Origin of the sequence: Polaromonas sp. JS666 (assembly GCF_000013865.1) — a bacterium.
Lineage (GTDB): Bacteria > Pseudomonadota > Gammaproteobacteria > Burkholderiales > Burkholderiaceae_C > Polaromonas.
On record NC_007948.1, the window covers coordinates 4,035,790 to 4,051,449 of the forward strand.

General features: G+C 61.2%; 14 protein-coding genes and 1 pseudogene. 12 read left to right on the plus strand and 3 right to left on the minus strand.

Translation table 11 applies throughout. The annotated features are described in order from the left end of the window. Positions 1-14: 14 nt before the first annotated feature. Together BPRO_RS19205 and BPRO_RS19210 are read left to right on the plus strand one after the other, a co-directional pair. The gene (locus BPRO_RS19205) at positions 15-1,196 is read left to right on the plus strand and encodes an acyl-CoA dehydrogenase family protein (protein WP_011484733.1); all 1,182 of its coding nucleotides are present in this window, start codon (positions 15-17) and stop codon (positions 1,194-1,196) included. 22 nt (positions 1,197-1,218) lie between these two features. Continuing rightward, positions 1,219-2,334, plus strand: coding sequence for an acyl-CoA dehydrogenase family protein (locus BPRO_RS19210; protein WP_011484734.1), 1,116 nt, complete (start codon positions 1,219-1,221; stop codon positions 2,332-2,334). 65 nt (positions 2,335-2,399) lie between these two features. Here BPRO_RS19210 and BPRO_RS19215 read toward each other — a convergent pair whose 3' ends face one another. Beyond that, entirely contained in the window at positions 2,400-2,957 is a 558-nt protein-coding gene (locus BPRO_RS19215) for an HNH endonuclease (protein WP_011484735.1), read from the minus strand. A 150-nt stretch (positions 2,958-3,107) separates the two neighbouring features. On the opposite strand from BPRO_RS19215, the gene BPRO_RS19220 reads away from it, so the two are divergent. The 4 genes from BPRO_RS19220 to BPRO_RS19235 all read left to right on the plus strand — a co-directional run bounded on the left by BPRO_RS19220 (position 3,108) and on the right by BPRO_RS19235 (position 9,365). Continuing rightward, positions 3,108-4,133: a bifunctional riboflavin kinase/FAD synthetase gene (locus BPRO_RS19220; RefSeq protein ID WP_011484736.1), complete on the plus strand. Its 1,026-nt coding sequence runs from the start codon at positions 3,108-3,110 to the stop codon at positions 4,131-4,133. Between the two features lie 123 nt (positions 4,134-4,256). Next, entirely contained in the window at positions 4,257-7,088 is a 2,832-nt protein-coding gene (gene ileS, locus BPRO_RS19225; protein ID WP_011484737.1) for an isoleucine--tRNA ligase, read from the plus strand. Further along, the gene (lspA, locus tag BPRO_RS19230; protein ID WP_011484738.1) at positions 7,088-7,582 is read left to right on the plus strand and encodes a signal peptidase II; all 495 of its coding nucleotides are present in this window, start codon (positions 7,088-7,090) and stop codon (positions 7,580-7,582) included. Before ileS ends, lspA begins: the two co-directional genes overlap by 1 nt. 121 nt (positions 7,583-7,703) lie before the next feature. Continuing rightward, positions 7,704-9,365, plus strand: coding sequence for a Na/Pi cotransporter family protein (locus tag BPRO_RS19235; protein WP_011484739.1), 1,662 nt, complete (start codon positions 7,704-7,706; stop codon positions 9,363-9,365). 40 nt (positions 9,366-9,405) lie between these two features. Here BPRO_RS19235 and BPRO_RS19240 read toward each other — a convergent pair whose 3' ends face one another. Further along, on the minus strand, positions 9,406-10,224 hold the full coding sequence (locus tag BPRO_RS19240; protein WP_011484740.1) for an NUDIX hydrolase: 819 nt from the start codon (positions 10,222-10,224) through the stop codon (positions 9,406-9,408). Continuing rightward, a complete protein-coding gene (locus BPRO_RS19245) occupies positions 10,221-11,204 on the minus strand; it encodes a quinone oxidoreductase family protein (protein WP_041388955.1) in 984 nt (327 codons plus the stop codon). The genes BPRO_RS19240 and BPRO_RS19245 overlap by 4 nt, the downstream gene beginning before the upstream one ends. A gap of 258 nt (positions 11,205-11,462) precedes the next feature. Here BPRO_RS19245 and BPRO_RS19250 point away from each other — a divergent pair, with 258 nt between their 5' ends. The 6 genes and pseudogenes from BPRO_RS19250 to BPRO_RS29730 all read left to right on the plus strand — a co-directional run. Beyond that, entirely contained in the window at positions 11,463-12,449 is a 987-nt protein-coding gene (locus tag BPRO_RS19250; RefSeq protein ID WP_011484742.1) for a Bug family tripartite tricarboxylate transporter substrate binding protein, read from the plus strand. Continuing rightward, positions 12,442-13,203, plus strand: coding sequence for an HpcH/HpaI aldolase family protein (locus tag BPRO_RS19255; protein ID WP_011484743.1), 762 nt, complete (start codon positions 12,442-12,444; stop codon positions 13,201-13,203). The genes BPRO_RS19250 and BPRO_RS19255 overlap by 8 nt, the downstream gene beginning before the upstream one ends. 45 nt (positions 13,204-13,248) lie before the next feature. Beyond that, positions 13,249-13,620: a cupin domain-containing protein gene (locus BPRO_RS19260; protein ID WP_011484744.1), complete on the plus strand. Its 372-nt coding sequence runs from the start codon at positions 13,249-13,251 to the stop codon at positions 13,618-13,620. Positions 13,621-13,632: 12 nt separating this feature from the next. Next, complete coding sequence (locus BPRO_RS19265) at positions 13,633-14,577, plus strand: DUF6282 family protein (protein ID WP_011484745.1); 945 nt, start codon at positions 13,633-13,635, stop codon at positions 14,575-14,577. A 26-nt stretch (positions 14,578-14,603) separates the two neighbouring features. Further along, positions 14,604-15,440, plus strand: coding sequence for an IclR family transcriptional regulator (locus BPRO_RS19270; RefSeq protein ID WP_011484746.1), 837 nt, complete (start codon positions 14,604-14,606; stop codon positions 15,438-15,440). Between the two features lie 72 nt (positions 15,441-15,512). After that, positions 15,513-15,647, plus strand: a pseudogene (locus BPRO_RS29730) (EamA family transporter); the annotation flags it as partial. Between the last annotated feature and the right edge of the window lie 13 nt (positions 15,648-15,660).

Genomic DNA, 15,660 nt, shown 5'->3' on the forward strand with positions numbered 1-15,660 from the left:
CGACGGAGACATGTATGGATTTAGCTTTCACCCCTGAAGAGCAGGCATTTCGCGAAGAAATACGCGCCTGGGTTCATGCCAGCCTGCCCCAAGACATTTCGCACAAGGTGCACAACGCCTTGCGCCTGTCGCGTGATGACATGCAGCGCTGGGCCAAAATCCTGGGCAAAAAAGGCTGGCTGGGCCACGGCTGGCCCAAGGAATTTGGCGGCCCGGGCTGGAACGCCGTGCAAAAACACCTGTTTGAAGAAGAATGCGCGCTGGCTGGCGCGCCGCGTGTTGTGCCATTCGGCCCCGTGATGGTGGCCCCCGTCATCATGGCCTTCGGCAATGCCGAGCAGCAAAAGCGCTTTCTGCCGGGCATCGCCAGCGGCGACGTCTGGTGGAGCCAGGGCTACAGCGAGCCAGGCTCCGGCTCCGACCTTGCATCGGTCAAATGCCGGGCCGAACGGCAGGGCGACAAATACATCGTCAATGGCCAGAAAACCTGGACCACGCTGGGCCAGTACGGCGAATGGATTTTCTGCCTGGTGCGCACCAGCACAGAGGGCAAACCGCAAACCGGCATCTCCTTTTTGCTGATCGACATGAAGTCGCCCGGCGTCACGGTGCGGCCCATCAAGCTGCTCGATGGCGAAAGCGAAGTCAACGAGGTCTGGTTCGACAACGTGGAAGTGCCCGCGGAAAATCTGATCGGCGAGGAAAACAAGGGCTGGACCTACGCCAAGCACCTGCTCAGCCACGAGCGCACCAACATTGCCGACGTCAATCGCGCCAAGCGCGAACTGGAACGACTCAAGCGCATCGCCAAAACGGAAAACGTTTATGACGACATGCGGTTTGGCGACGAGATCGCCAAGCTCGAAGTGGATGTGGTGGCGCTGGAAATGCTGGTGCTGCGCGTGCTGTCCGCTGAAAAATCCGGCAAGAACTCGCTGGACATCGCCGGGCTGCTCAAGATCCGGGGCAGCGAGATCCAGCAGCGCTACAGCGAACTGATGATGCTGGCCGCCGGCCCGTTCAGCCTGCCTTTCATCGAGGAGGCCATGGAAGCGGGCTGGCAGGGCAACTTCCCGGGCGGCGTGCTGGCCAATGCGCCGCTGGCGTCCACCTATTTCAACATGCGCAAAACCACGATTTACGGCGGCTCCAACGAGGTCCAGCGAAATATCGTTTCACAAGTCGTTTTGGGTTAATGCTGGTTTAAAGGAAAGCATCATGGATTTCGATTTCACCGATGACCAGGAACAGCTTCGCGACGCGGTTCGCAAATGGGTGGACAAGGGCTACGACTTCGAGCGCCGCCGCAGCATTGAAAAAGCCGGTGGCTTCTCACGCGAGGCCTATGGCCAGCTGGCCGAACTGGGGCTGACAGGCCTGTACATCCCCGAGGACGATGGTGGCATGGGCATGGGGCCGGTTGAAGGCATGGTGGTCATGGAAGAACTGGGGCGCGGCATGGTGCTGGAGCCCCTGGCCCAGACCCTGCTCACCAGCGCTGTGCTCTCCGGCTACGCACCCGATGCCGTCAAGGCCGCCTGGCTGCCGAACATTGCCTCGGGCGAGAGCCTGGTGGTGCTGGCCTATCAGGAACGGGCTGCCCGCTACCGGCTTGAACAATGCGAAGCAACAGCAGTTGCAAGCGGCGACGCCTGGTCGCTGACTGCTGTCAAAAGCATAGTACCGGCAGGTGACCAGGCCGACGCCTTCCTTGTGCCGGCCATGGCCAGCGGCAAGCTGGCGCTGTTTCTGGTGGAGCGCACCGCAACAGGCGTTGCCACCCGCGGCTACAGCACCCAGGACGGCGCGCGCGCCGCGGAGGTGACGCTCGCGAATGCGCCGGCCAGCCTGGTCACGCTGGATGGCCTCACCGCGCTCTCGCACGCCGTCGACATCGGCATTGCCGCCATCTGCGCCGAGGCGGTGGGCGTGATGGACAAAACGCTGGCTGTCACGGTCGAGTACATGAACACGCGCAAGCAGTTTGGCGTGGCCATCAGCAGCTTCCAGGCACTGCGCCACCGCGTGGCCGACATGAAGATGCAGCTGGAGCTGGCCCGCTCCATGAGCTACTACGCTTCGCTCAAGCTCAATGCGCCGACGGACGAACGCCGCCGGGCGTTGGCCCGCGCCAAGTACCAGCTGGGCGTTTCCATGCGTTTTGTCGGCCAGCAGGCCGTGCAGCTGCATGGCGGCATCGGCGTGACCGACGAATACATCGTCAGTCACTACTTCAAGAAACTCACCCAGCTGGAGATGACGTTTGGCGACACGCTGCACCACCTGGGCGAGGTGTCCAGCCGGATGCAGGAGACGGCCGGCGTGTTTGCCTGAAGGATGAAGGAACAGGCGTGGACCGCCTGGAGCGTCACGCGTGCAGGCGTGAAGGCATCAGATCGTCACGCGTGCAGGCGTGACGTTTTGGGAATGTGCGCCATCAGGAATTCCATCTGGTCCGCCAGGATGCGGCGGTTGCGCAGGATGAAATCTTCCCACAGGCTGGGCACATAGGGCGTGTAGATCAGCGGCATGTGGGCCTGCTCGGGGGTGCGGCTGCTTTTGCGGTGGTTGCAGGCGCGGCAGGCCGTCACCACATTCATCCAGGTGTCGATACCGTTCTGGGCAAAGGGAATGATGTGCTCGCGGGTCAGGTCTTCTTCGTGGAAATGCCCGCTGCAGTAGGCGCACACATTGCGGTCCCGCGCGAACAGCTTGCTGTTGGTCAGCCCGGGCTTGAGGTCAAAAGGGTTGATGTTGGGCACGCCCTTGGTGCCGATGATGCTGTTGATGGAGATGACTGACTGAATTCCGGTGATGGCGTTATGGCCGCCATGAAAGGTGGCGACCCGCGCGCCCATCTCCCAGCGCACTTCGTCCGCCGCGTAATGCAACACGGCTTCCTCAAGGCTGATCCACGACTGTGGTAACCCCTGGGCTGAGAGCTTCAAGACCTTCAAAACGAACCTCCATGGACATGGAAACACGAAATCGGACCGACCGTGTATCAATATACAGTGAAAACATGACAATGAGGTTTAAATCCCCCATTAACCACGTTCAAGCCACGTCCAACCGGGCTCCGGCGCTATGGAAACGATAATCACCCCATGAAAGTCTTCCGTGGTTACCACCATCCCGAGCTGGCCCCCGGCTGCGCCCTGACCATCGGCAATTTCGATGGCGTGCACCGTGGCCACCAAGCCATGCTGGCATTGCTTAAAAATGAGGCCCAGCACCGCGGCGTGCCCAGTTGCGTGATGAGTTTTGAGCCCCATCCCCGCGACTATTTCGCCGCGGTCGCCCGCAAACCCGAACTTGCGCCCGCGCGCATTGCCACGCTGCGCGACAAGCTCACCGAACTGGCGCGCTGCGGCATTGACCAGTGCGTGGTGCTGTCTTTCAATGCCCGGCTGTCCTCGCAGGCCCCCGAGGCCTTTATCCAGGACGTGCTGGTGCAGGGCCTGGGGACAAAATACGTGCTGGTGGGCGATGATTTCCGCTTCGGCGCCAAACGCGCGGGCGACTACGCCATGCTGGATGCGGCGGGCGAGCGCCTGGGTTTTGACGTGGCCCGCATGAACAGCTATGAGGTGCATGGCACCCGGGTGTCCAGTTCTGCCGTGCGGGAAGCACTCGGAGAAGGCCGGATGGACCGGGTGGCCAGCCTGCTGGGCCGGCCTTACAGCATCTCGGGCCATGTGGTGCACGGCCGCAAACTGGGCCGCGACCTGGGTTTTCGCACGCTCAACCTGCGTTTTTCGCACTGGAAACCAGCCGCCAGCGGGATTTTTGCGGTCCATGTGCATGGCCTGGCCGACCAACCCCTGCCCGGTGTCGCCAACCTGGGCATCCGGCCTTCGATCGACCCCAACGACGCCAACGGCGGACGCGTCCTGCTCGAAACCTATTGCCTCGAATGGCCGGCCGGCCTGGGCGCGGAGGGGGCATACGGTAAAATCATCCGCGTGGAACTGCTACACAAACTGCACGATGAACTGAAATACGACAGTCTGGACAGCCTGCAAGCGGGCATTGCCAAAGACTGCGACGACGCGCGGGCATTTTTTGCCCAGGCTTTTTCGGCATCCATGCACACGGAAACCAGCCGCCAGACCACGCGAGACCGAATTTAGACGATCTCGTCGCCCCGGTCGCAGCCCTTCGACAGGCTCAGGGCGAGCGGCCCAGTATTCCTCCCTTTCCCCCCAACACAGCCGTTCGGGCTGAGCCTGTCGAAGCCTTTTCGAGCGACACCCATGCCTGACAACAAAACCGATTACCGCAGCACCCTGAACCTGCCCGACACCCCCTTTCCGATGCGCGGCGACCTGCCCAAGCGCGAGGCCGGCTGGGTGAAGGAATGGGACGACAAAGGCATTTACAAGAAACTGCGCGATGCACGCTGCGGTGCGCCGAAGTTCGTGCTGCATGACGGCCCGCCGTACGCCAACGGCAAGATCCACATCGGCCACGCCGTCAACAAGGTCCTGAAAGACATGATCGTCAAGGCGCGCCAGCTCAAGGGACTGGACGCCATCTATGTGCCGGGCTGGGACTGCCACGGCCTGCCGATCGAAAACGCGATTGAAAAACTGCACGGCCGCAACCTGCCGCGTGACGAGGTGCAAGCCAAATCGCGCGCCTTTGCCACCGAGCAGATCGCCGGCCAGATGGCCGACTTCAAGCGCCTGGGCGTGCTGGGTGAATGGGACAACCCCTACCGCACGATGGACCATGCCAACGAGGCCAACGAAATCCGTGCGCTCAAGCGCATCATGGAGCGTGGCTTTGTCTACCGCGGCCTCAAGCCCGTGTACTGGTGTTTCGACTGCGGCTCCTCGCTGGCTGAATTTGAAATCGAATATGCCGACAAGAAGTCGCAGACGCTGGACGTGGGCTTCAAAAGCGCCGAGCCCGACAAACTCGCCGCCGCCTTCGGCCTGAAAAGCCTGGCCAAGGACGCTTTTGCGGTGATCTGGACCACCACCGCCTGGACCATCCCCGCCAACCAGGCGCTCAACCTCAACCCCGAGCTGGAATACGCGCTGGTCGACACCGAGCGCGGCATCCTGCTGCTGGCCGCGTCGCTGGTCGACAAATGCCTGGAGCGCTACCAGCTCACCGGCACCGTGCTGGCCACCACACAGGGCAAAAACCTGGCGATGCTGAAGTTCATGCATCCCTTTTACGATGTGGATACGGGCTACCAGCGCTTCAGCCCGGTGTTTCTGGCCGACTACGCGACGGCCGACGACGGCACGGGTATCGTGCACTCATCGCCTGCCTACGGCGTGGAAGACTTTAACTCCTGCGTGGCCAACGGCATTGCTTACGACGACATCCTCAACCCGGTGCAGGGCAACGGCCGCTATGTCGATGAACTGGCGCTGTTTGGCGGCCTCAACATCTGGAAGGCCGCGCCGCTGATCATCGACAAGCTGCGCGAGCACGGGCGCCTGTTTGACACGCACGACATCGTTCACAGCTACCCGCACTGCTGGCGCCACAAGACGCCGGTGATCTACCGCGCAGCGGCCCAGTGGTTTGTGCGCATGGACGAGGGCGTGGGCGTCTTCACCAAAGACAAGGCCGGCAAAACCCTGCGCCAGCTGGCCCTGGCCGCCATCGAAGAAACCAGCTTCTACCCGGAAAACGGCAAGACCCGCCTGCGCGACATGATTGCCGGCCGGCCCGACTGGTGCATCAGCCGCCAGCGCAACTGGGGCGTGCCGCTGCCCTTCTTCATTCACACCGCCACCGGCGAGTTGCACCCGCGCACCATGGAGATCATGGACCAGGCCGCCCGCATGGTCGAGGCCGGCGGCATCGAGGCCTGGAGCAAGGCGAGCGCTGAAACCATCATCGGCGCCGATGCGCCGGACTACATCAAGAGCACCGACATCCTCGACGTCTGGTTTGACTCCGGCACCACGCATGACCACGTGCTCAGGCACAGCCATGCGGCGCAGTCCACATGGCCGGCCGACTTGTACCTGGAAGGCCATGACCAGCACCGCGGCTGGTTCCACAGCTCGCTGCTGACCGCCTGCGCGATGTACGACCACGCGCCCTACAAAGGCCTGCTGACCCACGGCTTCACCGTGGACGGCAAGGGCCGCAAGATGAGCAAGAGCGAAGGCAATGTGGTGGTGCCGCAGGAAGTCAGCGACAAGCTGGGCGCCGAGATCATCCGCCTGTGGTGCGCCTCCACCGATTACTCGGGTGACCTGGGCATCGACGACAAGATTCTCGCCCGCGTGGTCGACGCCTACCGCCGCATCCGCAACACGCTGCGCTTTTTGATGGCCAACGTCAGCGACTTCGACCCGGCCAAAGACGCCGTGCCGTTTGACCAGATGCTGGAAATCGACCGTTACGCGCTGAGCCGCGCGGCGCAGTTGCAGGCCGACATCCTGGCGCACTACGAGGTGTATGAATTCCACCCGGTGGTGTCCAAGCTGCAGATCTACTGCAGCGAAGACCTGGGCTCCTTCTACCTCGACATCCTGAAAGACCGGCTGTACACGACAGGTCCCAAATCGCTGGCGCGCCGCAGCGCGCAAACGGCACTGCACCAGATCACCCATGCCATGCTGCGCTGGATGGCGCCCTTCCTGAGCTTCACCGCCGAAGAGGCGTGGAAGACCTTTGGCAGCTCGGAATCCATCTTCATGGAAACCTATGCCGAGCTGACAGCCCCCGATGAAGCGCTGCTGGCCAAATGGTCGCGCATTCGCGAGATCCGAGACGAAGCCAACAAGTTTATTGAAGAACTTCGCTCGGAAGGAAAGGTCGGCTCGTCACTCCAAGCAAACGTCACGCTACGCGTCAACCAGGAAGATCTTTCCCTGCTTTCATCCCTAGATGAAGACCTGAAGTTTGTCTTCATCACTTCGGCAGCATTTCTCGACTCTGTTCCTACGCCTAATGATGTACGGTCTATTGGGGTTGAAGCCTCTACGGCCAAAAAATGCGAGCGCTGCTGGCACTACCGCGAAGACGTGGGCCATGACCCGGCGCACCCGACCATTTGCGGCCGCTGCACCAGCAACCTGTATGGCGCCGGCGAAGACAGGAAGTACGCCTGATGGCCAAGGCTTTCGGAAAAACCTCGGGTTCCATGCTGCCCTGGCTGGGGCTGGCACTGATTCTGCTAATTGCCGACCAGTTCACCAAGGTGCTGATCCTGGGCTATTACCGCCTGGGCGATGCCACCTATGTGACCAGTTTCTTCAATGTGGTGCGGGTTCACAACACCGGCGCCGCGTTTTCCTTTCTGGCCTCAGCGTCGGGCTGGCAGCGCTGGTTTTTTACCGGTCTTGGTATTGCCGCAGCGGTCTTCATTGTGTGGCTGCTCAGGTCTCATGCCGGGCAAAAGCTGTTTTCGTTCGCGCTGGCCTGCATCCTGGGCGGTGCAGTCGGCAACGTGATCGACCGCACCCTGCACGGCTACGTGGTGGACTTTCTGGACTTCCACTACGGCAACTGGCATTTTCCGGCCTTCAACATCGCCGACAGCGCCATCACCATTGGCGCGATTTTTCTGGTGCTGGACGAGTTGCGGCGCGTGCGCAGAAGTTGACCCGGCCCCGCGCTCGCGCCCCTTGCCCGGCGTGTGGCTTCAGAGTGTGGCTTTAACTTCACAGTGCCGGGGTCAGGCCGCTTGTGCCGCAACCCACTGGCGTATAGTGGCTTCTGACCTTATGAAGCATCTGTTGAATTTATTGGCAGCCATTGCGCTGCTTGTCTGGGGCACCCAACTAGTACGAACCGGCATTCTGCGGGTGTTTGGTGCCAATCTGCGCCAGGTGTTGGCGCGCAGCATCAGCAACCGTTTCACCGCCGCCTTGTCGGGCATCGGTGTGACCGCCCTGGTACAGTCCGGCACCGCCACCGCGCTGATTGTCTCTTCTTTCGTCGGCCAGGGGCTGATCGCGCTTCCGCTGGCGCTGGCCGTGATGCTGGGCGCCGACATCGGCACCAGCCTGATGGCGGTGGTGTTTTCCTTTGATTTATCCTGGCTGTCGCCCCTCTTCATTTTTCTGGGCGTGGTGCTGTTCATCTCGCGCCAGGACAGCAATGCAGGCCGCCTGGGCCGCGTCCTGATTGGCCTGGGCCTGATGCTGCTGGCCCTGCGGCTGGTCACGGACTCCACCGAGGTGCTTACCCGGGCACCGGCCGTCAAGGCGCTGCTGGCATCGCTCAGCAGTGACTTGCTGCTGGAAATCACCACCGGTGCGGTGTTGTCCGTGGTGTCTTATTCCAGCCTGGCGATCGTGCTGCTCACCGCCACGCTGGCCGGCACCAGCGTCATTCCGCTGGACGTCGCCCTGGGCCTGGTGCTGGGCGCCAACCTGGGCAGCGGCCTGCTGGCCGTACTGACCACGACAAGGTCCTCCATCGAAACGCGGCAGGTACCGATGGGCAACCTGGTGTTCAAGGCGCTGGGCATTGTCATGGCCGCGCCGCTGATCGGCCTGTGGCTGCGGCATGTGCGCCCGCTGCTGGGTGAGCCGGCCACAGCGGTGGTGCTGTTCCACTTCGGCTTCAATGTCATCATCGGTGCGGTCTTCATTGGCCTGACCCATACGGTAGCGCGCTGGATCGGAGTCTGGCTGCCCAAGGTCGGAAAAAAGACCGACGCCAGCACGCGCCACCACCATCTGGACCCTTCCGCACTGGCCACGCCCTCGCTGGCGATTTCGTGTGCAGCGCGTGAGGCCATGTACCAGGCCGATGTGGTGGAAACCATGCTGCGCGGCGTGCTTGAAGTCATCAAAAAAGATGACATCAAGCTGGCTGAAGACCTGCGCAAACTCGACGATACGGTGGATGAGCTGTACTCGGCCATCAAGTACTACCTGACCAAAATCTCCCGCGAAGCCCTGAGTGATGAAGAAAGCCGCCGCTGGACCGACATCATCAGCTTCACCATCAACATGGAGCAGATCGGCGACATCATCGAACGGGTGCTGATTGATATTGAAGACAAAAAAATCAAGCCGGGCCGTAATTTTTCGGAAGCTGGCATGGCCGAGATCGCCGAGCTGCATGAACGGCTGATCGACAACCTGCGCCTGGGCATGAGCGTATTTTTGAACGGCACCGTGCGCGATGCCCAGAAGCTGCTGGAAGAAAAAGCGCGCTTTCGCGATCTGGAGCGTACCTATGCCACCACCCACCTGGGCCGCCTGTCGGCCAATACGGTGCAGAGTTTTGAGACCAGCTCCCTGCACATCGACCTGATCAGCGAGTTGAAGCGCATCAACTCGCATATCTGCTCCATCGCCTACCCGATTCTTGACTCCGCCGGCGCCTTGGCACCCAACCGCCTGCGGCCCATGGTGCTGACCGACCAGCCCTGAAGCCCGGACCTGCCCTCCCGACAGGCCTGCGGACTGGAAATCAGGGCAGTTTCAGCACATCGCAGAGAATCAGCGCGGCTTCGGTGGTGAACTCACCCCGCTGCAGGACGTCCAGCAATTGCCCCGCGTCCATCAGGCAAAACTGCTCGACCTCGCCGTCCTGGTTGTTCGGCACCAGCCGCTCGGGCACGGTGCAGCAGTACCAGTCGATGTTTTCGCTGACATAACCCGCCCCCATGCCGTCGCTGCAGGGGCGGCAGGTGCTCAGGCGCCCGCCGTAGCGCATGTCCTGCAGGTCGGCCGTATGCAGCCCGGCCTCTTCCCAGGTTTCACGCACCAGCGCCGTCTCTACCGTATCCGCCGCCGACACCATGCCACCCATCAGCGTGTCCCACTGGCCCGGGTCGTTGGCCTTGTCAAAAGCGCGCTGCTGCACCCAGAAGCGGCCGTCCGGCGTCTGCCCCACCAGATGCACGGCCAGCGTGGTGATGCCCAGCGGCCGGACAGCGGCGCGTTCCACCGTCCCCTTGCGATGGCCCAGCTGGTCAGGCACCGCCAGCTGTTCATTGCGCCAGGCGCCCGCCAGGCCGGCTTCAAGCAGGGCAAGGGCCACCCGGTTCAGGCTGGTCGTCACGTCGCCCATCAGGCGCCAGCCGAGCCGTTCCGGATGCTCCTCCTTTAACAGCGGATGATGTCCATCCGTCAGGGGTTGAAGCGTGATTTGATGCAGGAATTCAGGCTCCACCGAGCCGATCACCGACTCGCCCGCCCACAGCGGCACGCGCGGCCGCAGGGGTGGCTGAACGGCTTTGGCGCGCAGCTCGCGCAGCCAGCCCGCATCGACCCGCAGGCCGCTCACAGGGTAAGAATCGTGCAGCCCGTGGTCTTGCGGGCTTCGAGCGACCGGTGCGCCTCGGCCACATCGGCCAGCGGAAACCGCTGGTCAATGGCGATCCTGATCTTGCCGCCGGTGACCATGGCAAACAGGTCATCGGCCATTTCCTGCGTGGTCTCGCGGGTGGCGATGTGGGTGAACAGGGTGGGGCGTGACACATACAGCGAGCCCTTGGCGGCCAGCACACCAATATCCAGCGGCTCGACCTTGCCCGATGCATTGCCGAAGTTGGCCAGCAGGCCGAAGGGGCGCAGACAGTCCAGCGATTTGAGAAAGGTGTCCTTGCCGACCGAGTCGTAGACCGCCTTCACGCCCTTGCCGCCGGTGATTTCCTTCACGCGGGCGACGAAGTCCTCCTTCGCGTAATTGATGACGAAGGCCGCGCCGTTCGCCTTGGCCAGCGCACATTTTTCATCCGAGCCCGCCGTACCGATCAGCTGCAGCCCCATGGCCTTGGCCCACTGGCAGGCAATCAGGCCCACGCCGCCGGCCGCCGCATGAAACAGCACAAAATCACCTGCGTTGAGCCCGCCCTGCGGCTGTGTGCGGCGCAGCAAATACTGCACGGTCAGGCCCTTGAGCATCATCGCCGCGCCGGTCTCGAACGAAATCGCATCCGGCAGCCTGCACACGCATTTGGCGGGCATCACCCGCAGCTCGCAGTAGCTGCCCGGTGGCTGGCTGGCGTAGGCGGCGCGGTCGCCGGCCTTGAGGTGCGTCACACCCTCGCCCACCGCCTCCACCACGCCCGATGCCTCCATGCCCAGTTGCAGCGGCATGGGCAGCTTGTACAGGCCGGTGCGCTGGTACACATCAATGAAGTTCAGGCCCACGGCCTTGTGACGGATGCGGATTTCGCCGGGGCCGGGCTCGCCCACGGTCACATCGACGAGCTTGAGCTGTTCGGGACCGCCATTCTGGTCAATCTGTACGGCGAGGGTCATGGTGGGTTTCCTTTGGATGGTTATCAAAAAATCAGCACCACATCCTGCCATACATCTCGTGGCCCCGCCCCCTATGGAGACAGGTCGGGGCGAACCGGCACCCATGTCAGACGGCTGTAAAGAAGTGAAGTGACCACCGCGCCGAACCAGGGAAAACCCTTATCTACAAATCGTTCCTTTGAGTGGTACAGTATTCCTTTGAGAGGAACAATATTGATTTCCGTATTTGCATTTCATTCAATTCCATGGAGACTTTTCATGATCAACCAACTTGTTAAAAAATACCTTTTGGGCGCATGCGTCCTTACGCTGGCGGGTGCGACGTCGCTAGCCAGCGCCCAGCCCTTCCCAAGCAAGCCGGTCAAACTCATCGTGCCCTATCCGGCAGGAGCGCCGGTGGACAACTTTGCACGGGGTTTGGGCGAGGCGCTCACCGGCTTATGGGGGCAACCGGTTATCGTTGACAACCGGCCCGGCGCCAATGAAATCATCGCCGCCTCCTTCGTGGCGAAAGCCCCGGCCGATGGCTATACGCTCTTGCTGGGTTCAGACGCGGCCTTTACGCATAACGCGTTTCTCTATTCCAAGATGCCCTACGACGCAGACAAGGATCTGACCCCGATCACACGGGCCGTTCACTTCAACATGGTGCTGATCACCAAGGGTGATCTGAAGACGCCAACACTCAAAGACTTTGTGGCCCTGATGAAAAAAGAGGGCCCCAAACACAGCTACGCCTCGGCCGGCAGCGGTGGAACCACGCACCAGGCATTGGAGAGCCTCAAACAGGAAGCCGCGTTTGACATGATCCACGTGCCCTACAAGGGCATTGCTCCGGCCATACAGGACATGCTGGGCGGCAACATCGACGCCATGGTGGCCGGAGCCTCTGCGGCCATCCCTCACCTGCAAAGTGGCAAGGTCAAGATACTGGCAATTGCCGGGTCCAAGCGTGCCAAGGCGCTGCCGGATGTCCCCACCTTTGCCGAATCCGGCTACCCCAACGTGATGGCCAACCTCTACCTGGCGCTGGCCGGCCCTGCCGGAACACCGCCCGCCATCGCGAACAAAATCACGGCTGACGTACAGAAGGTGCTGAAAAGCAAGGAGTTCCTCGACCGGTTCGTCGATCCCTACGGCTATGAGCCCATCGGGGACACGCCGCAACAGTTTGAAGCCTTCCTGAAAAAGGACAAAGACGTTTCCGGCAAGCGCATCAAGGCACTGGGGATCAAACTTGACTGAGACCAGCTTCCGGCAACTGGTGCGTGCACGCAACCGGCTGGTGGGCACCTTTGTCAAGACGGCCAGCCATCAGACGGTTGAGGTCCTCGGGACCACCGGGCTGGACTTCATTGTCATTGACGCTGAACACGCGCCCTTCAGTCAGAATGCGCTGGACACCTGCCTGCTCGCTGCCAGAGCCACGCAGCTGCCCGCGCTGGTCAGGATTGCCGATACCGAGCCGGCCACGATACTGCAGGCACTGGACATGGGCGCTACCGGATTGCTGGTACCCCACGCCAAGACGGTTGCGGGCATCCATGCGGTGCTGGCATGCACTCAGTACCGCCGTGGCAGCAGGGGATTTTCCAACTCATCCCGAGCCGGACAGTACGGCACGACTCCCATGCTGCAGCTGGTGGACTCCTCCGACCAGGACGTAGCGGTAGTGTTCCAGATCGAGGACCGTGAGGCCGTTGAAGCGATAGAGACCTTGGCCGCCATGGAAGAAGTGGATGGCTTCCTGATCGGGCGTGCCGACCTAGCCATGTCCTATGGCGTTTTTGACGCGGCACATCCCGAGGTGTACGCGGCTGCTGTTCGGGTCTGCAAGGCTTGTGCGGCGGCTAACAAGCCGGTTGGCATGTTCCTGGCCGACGCGAGCGAACTGGAGCACTGGGTTCAATTGGGTGTCAGCCTGTTTGTGATGGGATCCGATCAGGCCTTGCTGCGTGCACAGGCCAACGCCATGGCCAGCAAAGTCCGGTCTGCCTGATGGCCGGAATCATTTTTTCATATTCGTATTGATAAGGAACACCCCATGACTCAAATGTTTGACTGGAACAAGCTGCCCCGCGAATTTGTGCGCGAAGGCATTGAACGCTGCGGATTTCGCGGCGAAGACGTGATCATGGTGATGAACTTCGTGCAGCCCAGAATTCAGGTACGCCCACATCAGCACGACTTCGAGCAGATCGCCATCTGCGTTCAGGGACGCATGAACTACCACGTGGGCGATCAAGTGTTCGAAATGACGCCTGGCTGCATGGTCCGCGTGCCGCCGCACACCCTGCACTATGTAGAGCCCATTGGCGACGAGGTGGCGCTCAACCTGGACGTGTTCGCTCCCATCCGTGATGACTACAAGCACCTGGTGGAGTACCAGGCTGCCGATTTTTCTGACAAACCCTGAGGAGAACCGAACATGACAGCCGCAACCTCTGCCAATCCGACTGCGTGGCGCACCACCGATCCCGGTCTGCCTGACCGCTTGCTTGAAGGCGCAATTGACCTGCACTGCCACAGTGGTCCATCGGTCATGCCGCGTTACTTTGACCACTACGATGCCATGCAGGAGGCCTCTTCTGTCGGTATGCGGGCCCTGCTCATCAAGGACCACTACTACTCGGCCACGCCCGTGACCGAAGTGCTCAACAAGCACTTTTCCCACCTGAAAGTGACCTTGTTGTCTGGCGTACCGTTGAACAACACCACTGGCGGGCTCAACATGTATGCCGTGGAGCACGGCATCAAGCTCGGGGCAAAGCTGGTCTGGATGCCGACTTTTTCAGCCAAGAACCACCTGGATCACCACAAGCAGGACGAGCACTTCAAGGACAAGTTCCCCCAGACCAAAAAGGTCATGATCGAACCTACGCCACTGACTGTCACAAACGGGGCTGGCAAGCTGCGGCCCGAGGTCATGCCGATTCTGGATCTGATTGCGGAAAGTGACATTGTTCTTTCCTCCGGACATCTGCACATCAGCGAAATTTGGCCCCTGTTTGAAGAGGCCAAGCGGCGTGGGGTCAAGCGTCTCCTGTGTAATCACCCAACCTATGTGGTGGACGCCTCGCTCGACGACATTCGCGAGCTGGTGGGCATGGGCGCCTATATGGAACACTCCATGTGCATGTTCGTTCCAGGCTCCAAGTTCAAGTTCTACGATCCACCCGAGTTGCAGGCCATGATCACCGCAGGCACGGTGGATCACACGATTCTCGGCTCTGATCTGGGGCAGATCGGAAACCCTCGGCTCGTGGACGGCTTCAAAAACGTCATTGAAACCTGTCTCGATCTGGGATACAGCGAAGCCGACGTGCGGAAAATGGTGTCTACCAATGCAGCTGATCTAATCGGACTGAAATAAATGCATTTACCGGGAAGGGTACTGCCGTGACCTTGGAAAAAGAAACCGCGAACTCGCTCGATTCCGTAGCGGTGGTAGCCCAATTGCTGGATGAATTGGCCGCCGCGCCAGCACCCATGGGGGTCAGTGAAATAGCCCGCGCCCTGAACCAGTCCAAGGCACGGATTCACCGCAATCTGGTTTCGCTCAAACACTTTGGTCTGATTGACCAGGACGAAGCCACCGAAAAATACCGCCTGGGCTGGAAGTTGTTTCAGCTTGGCGAACGCGCTGGCGTGCAATCGAACATTCGTGCAATAGCCGCCCCTTATCTCAAACTTCTATGTGAAACCACCGGGCAGAGTTCGCTGCTGTCCATTCCACTCAATGGTGAGGCGCTGGTCATCGCTGCGGTGGACAATGAGAGCAACGTCAGCATCACCGTCAAACCCGGCAACCGTCCGCTCCCCCACTGCTCGGCCCAGGGTCGCATCGCATTGGCCTATGCAACCGACACACAACGGGAACGCCTGCTGAGCGGGCCTCTGCTAGCCCCCACACCGCATTCGCTGGTTGACATCCACGCCATTGATCTGCGCCTGCAACGCATCCGTGAGCACTTAATGGAAGACGCGCCCAACGAGGCCTTGACAGGTATCAACGTACTTGCCGCCCCCATCCTGCGCAGTGCCAAAGACCTGATAGGAATCGTCGCCATCGTCGGCTCCATCCAGAACATTCCGCCTTCACCGGCCGGCACTATGGCTGACATGGTTCGGGGCTGTGCAGCAGCGCTGTCAAAACTGTTTGGCTGCGATGCGTATGAACAGCACGGCATCGCCATCCCTCCTGAAGTACGCCGCCTGATGCCCAGCGGGAGATGATTTCGCTTGCAGTCAAACGTGCCGGCAAGAACGGCACGAGTGGTGAAAGTCAACCCTATCCTTCCTGGCACTGGCGTTTTCTCCAGCCTCACGCCGCTGTTCGCCGCCCTGCTGTCTGTGGCCGTCCAGGGCGAGCCGCCGCGCGCCTACCATGCTGCGGCCTTTGCCCTGATCGTGGGCGGGATTGTGGTGTCGTCAAGGCGGTGAGCGGGCGGGCAGA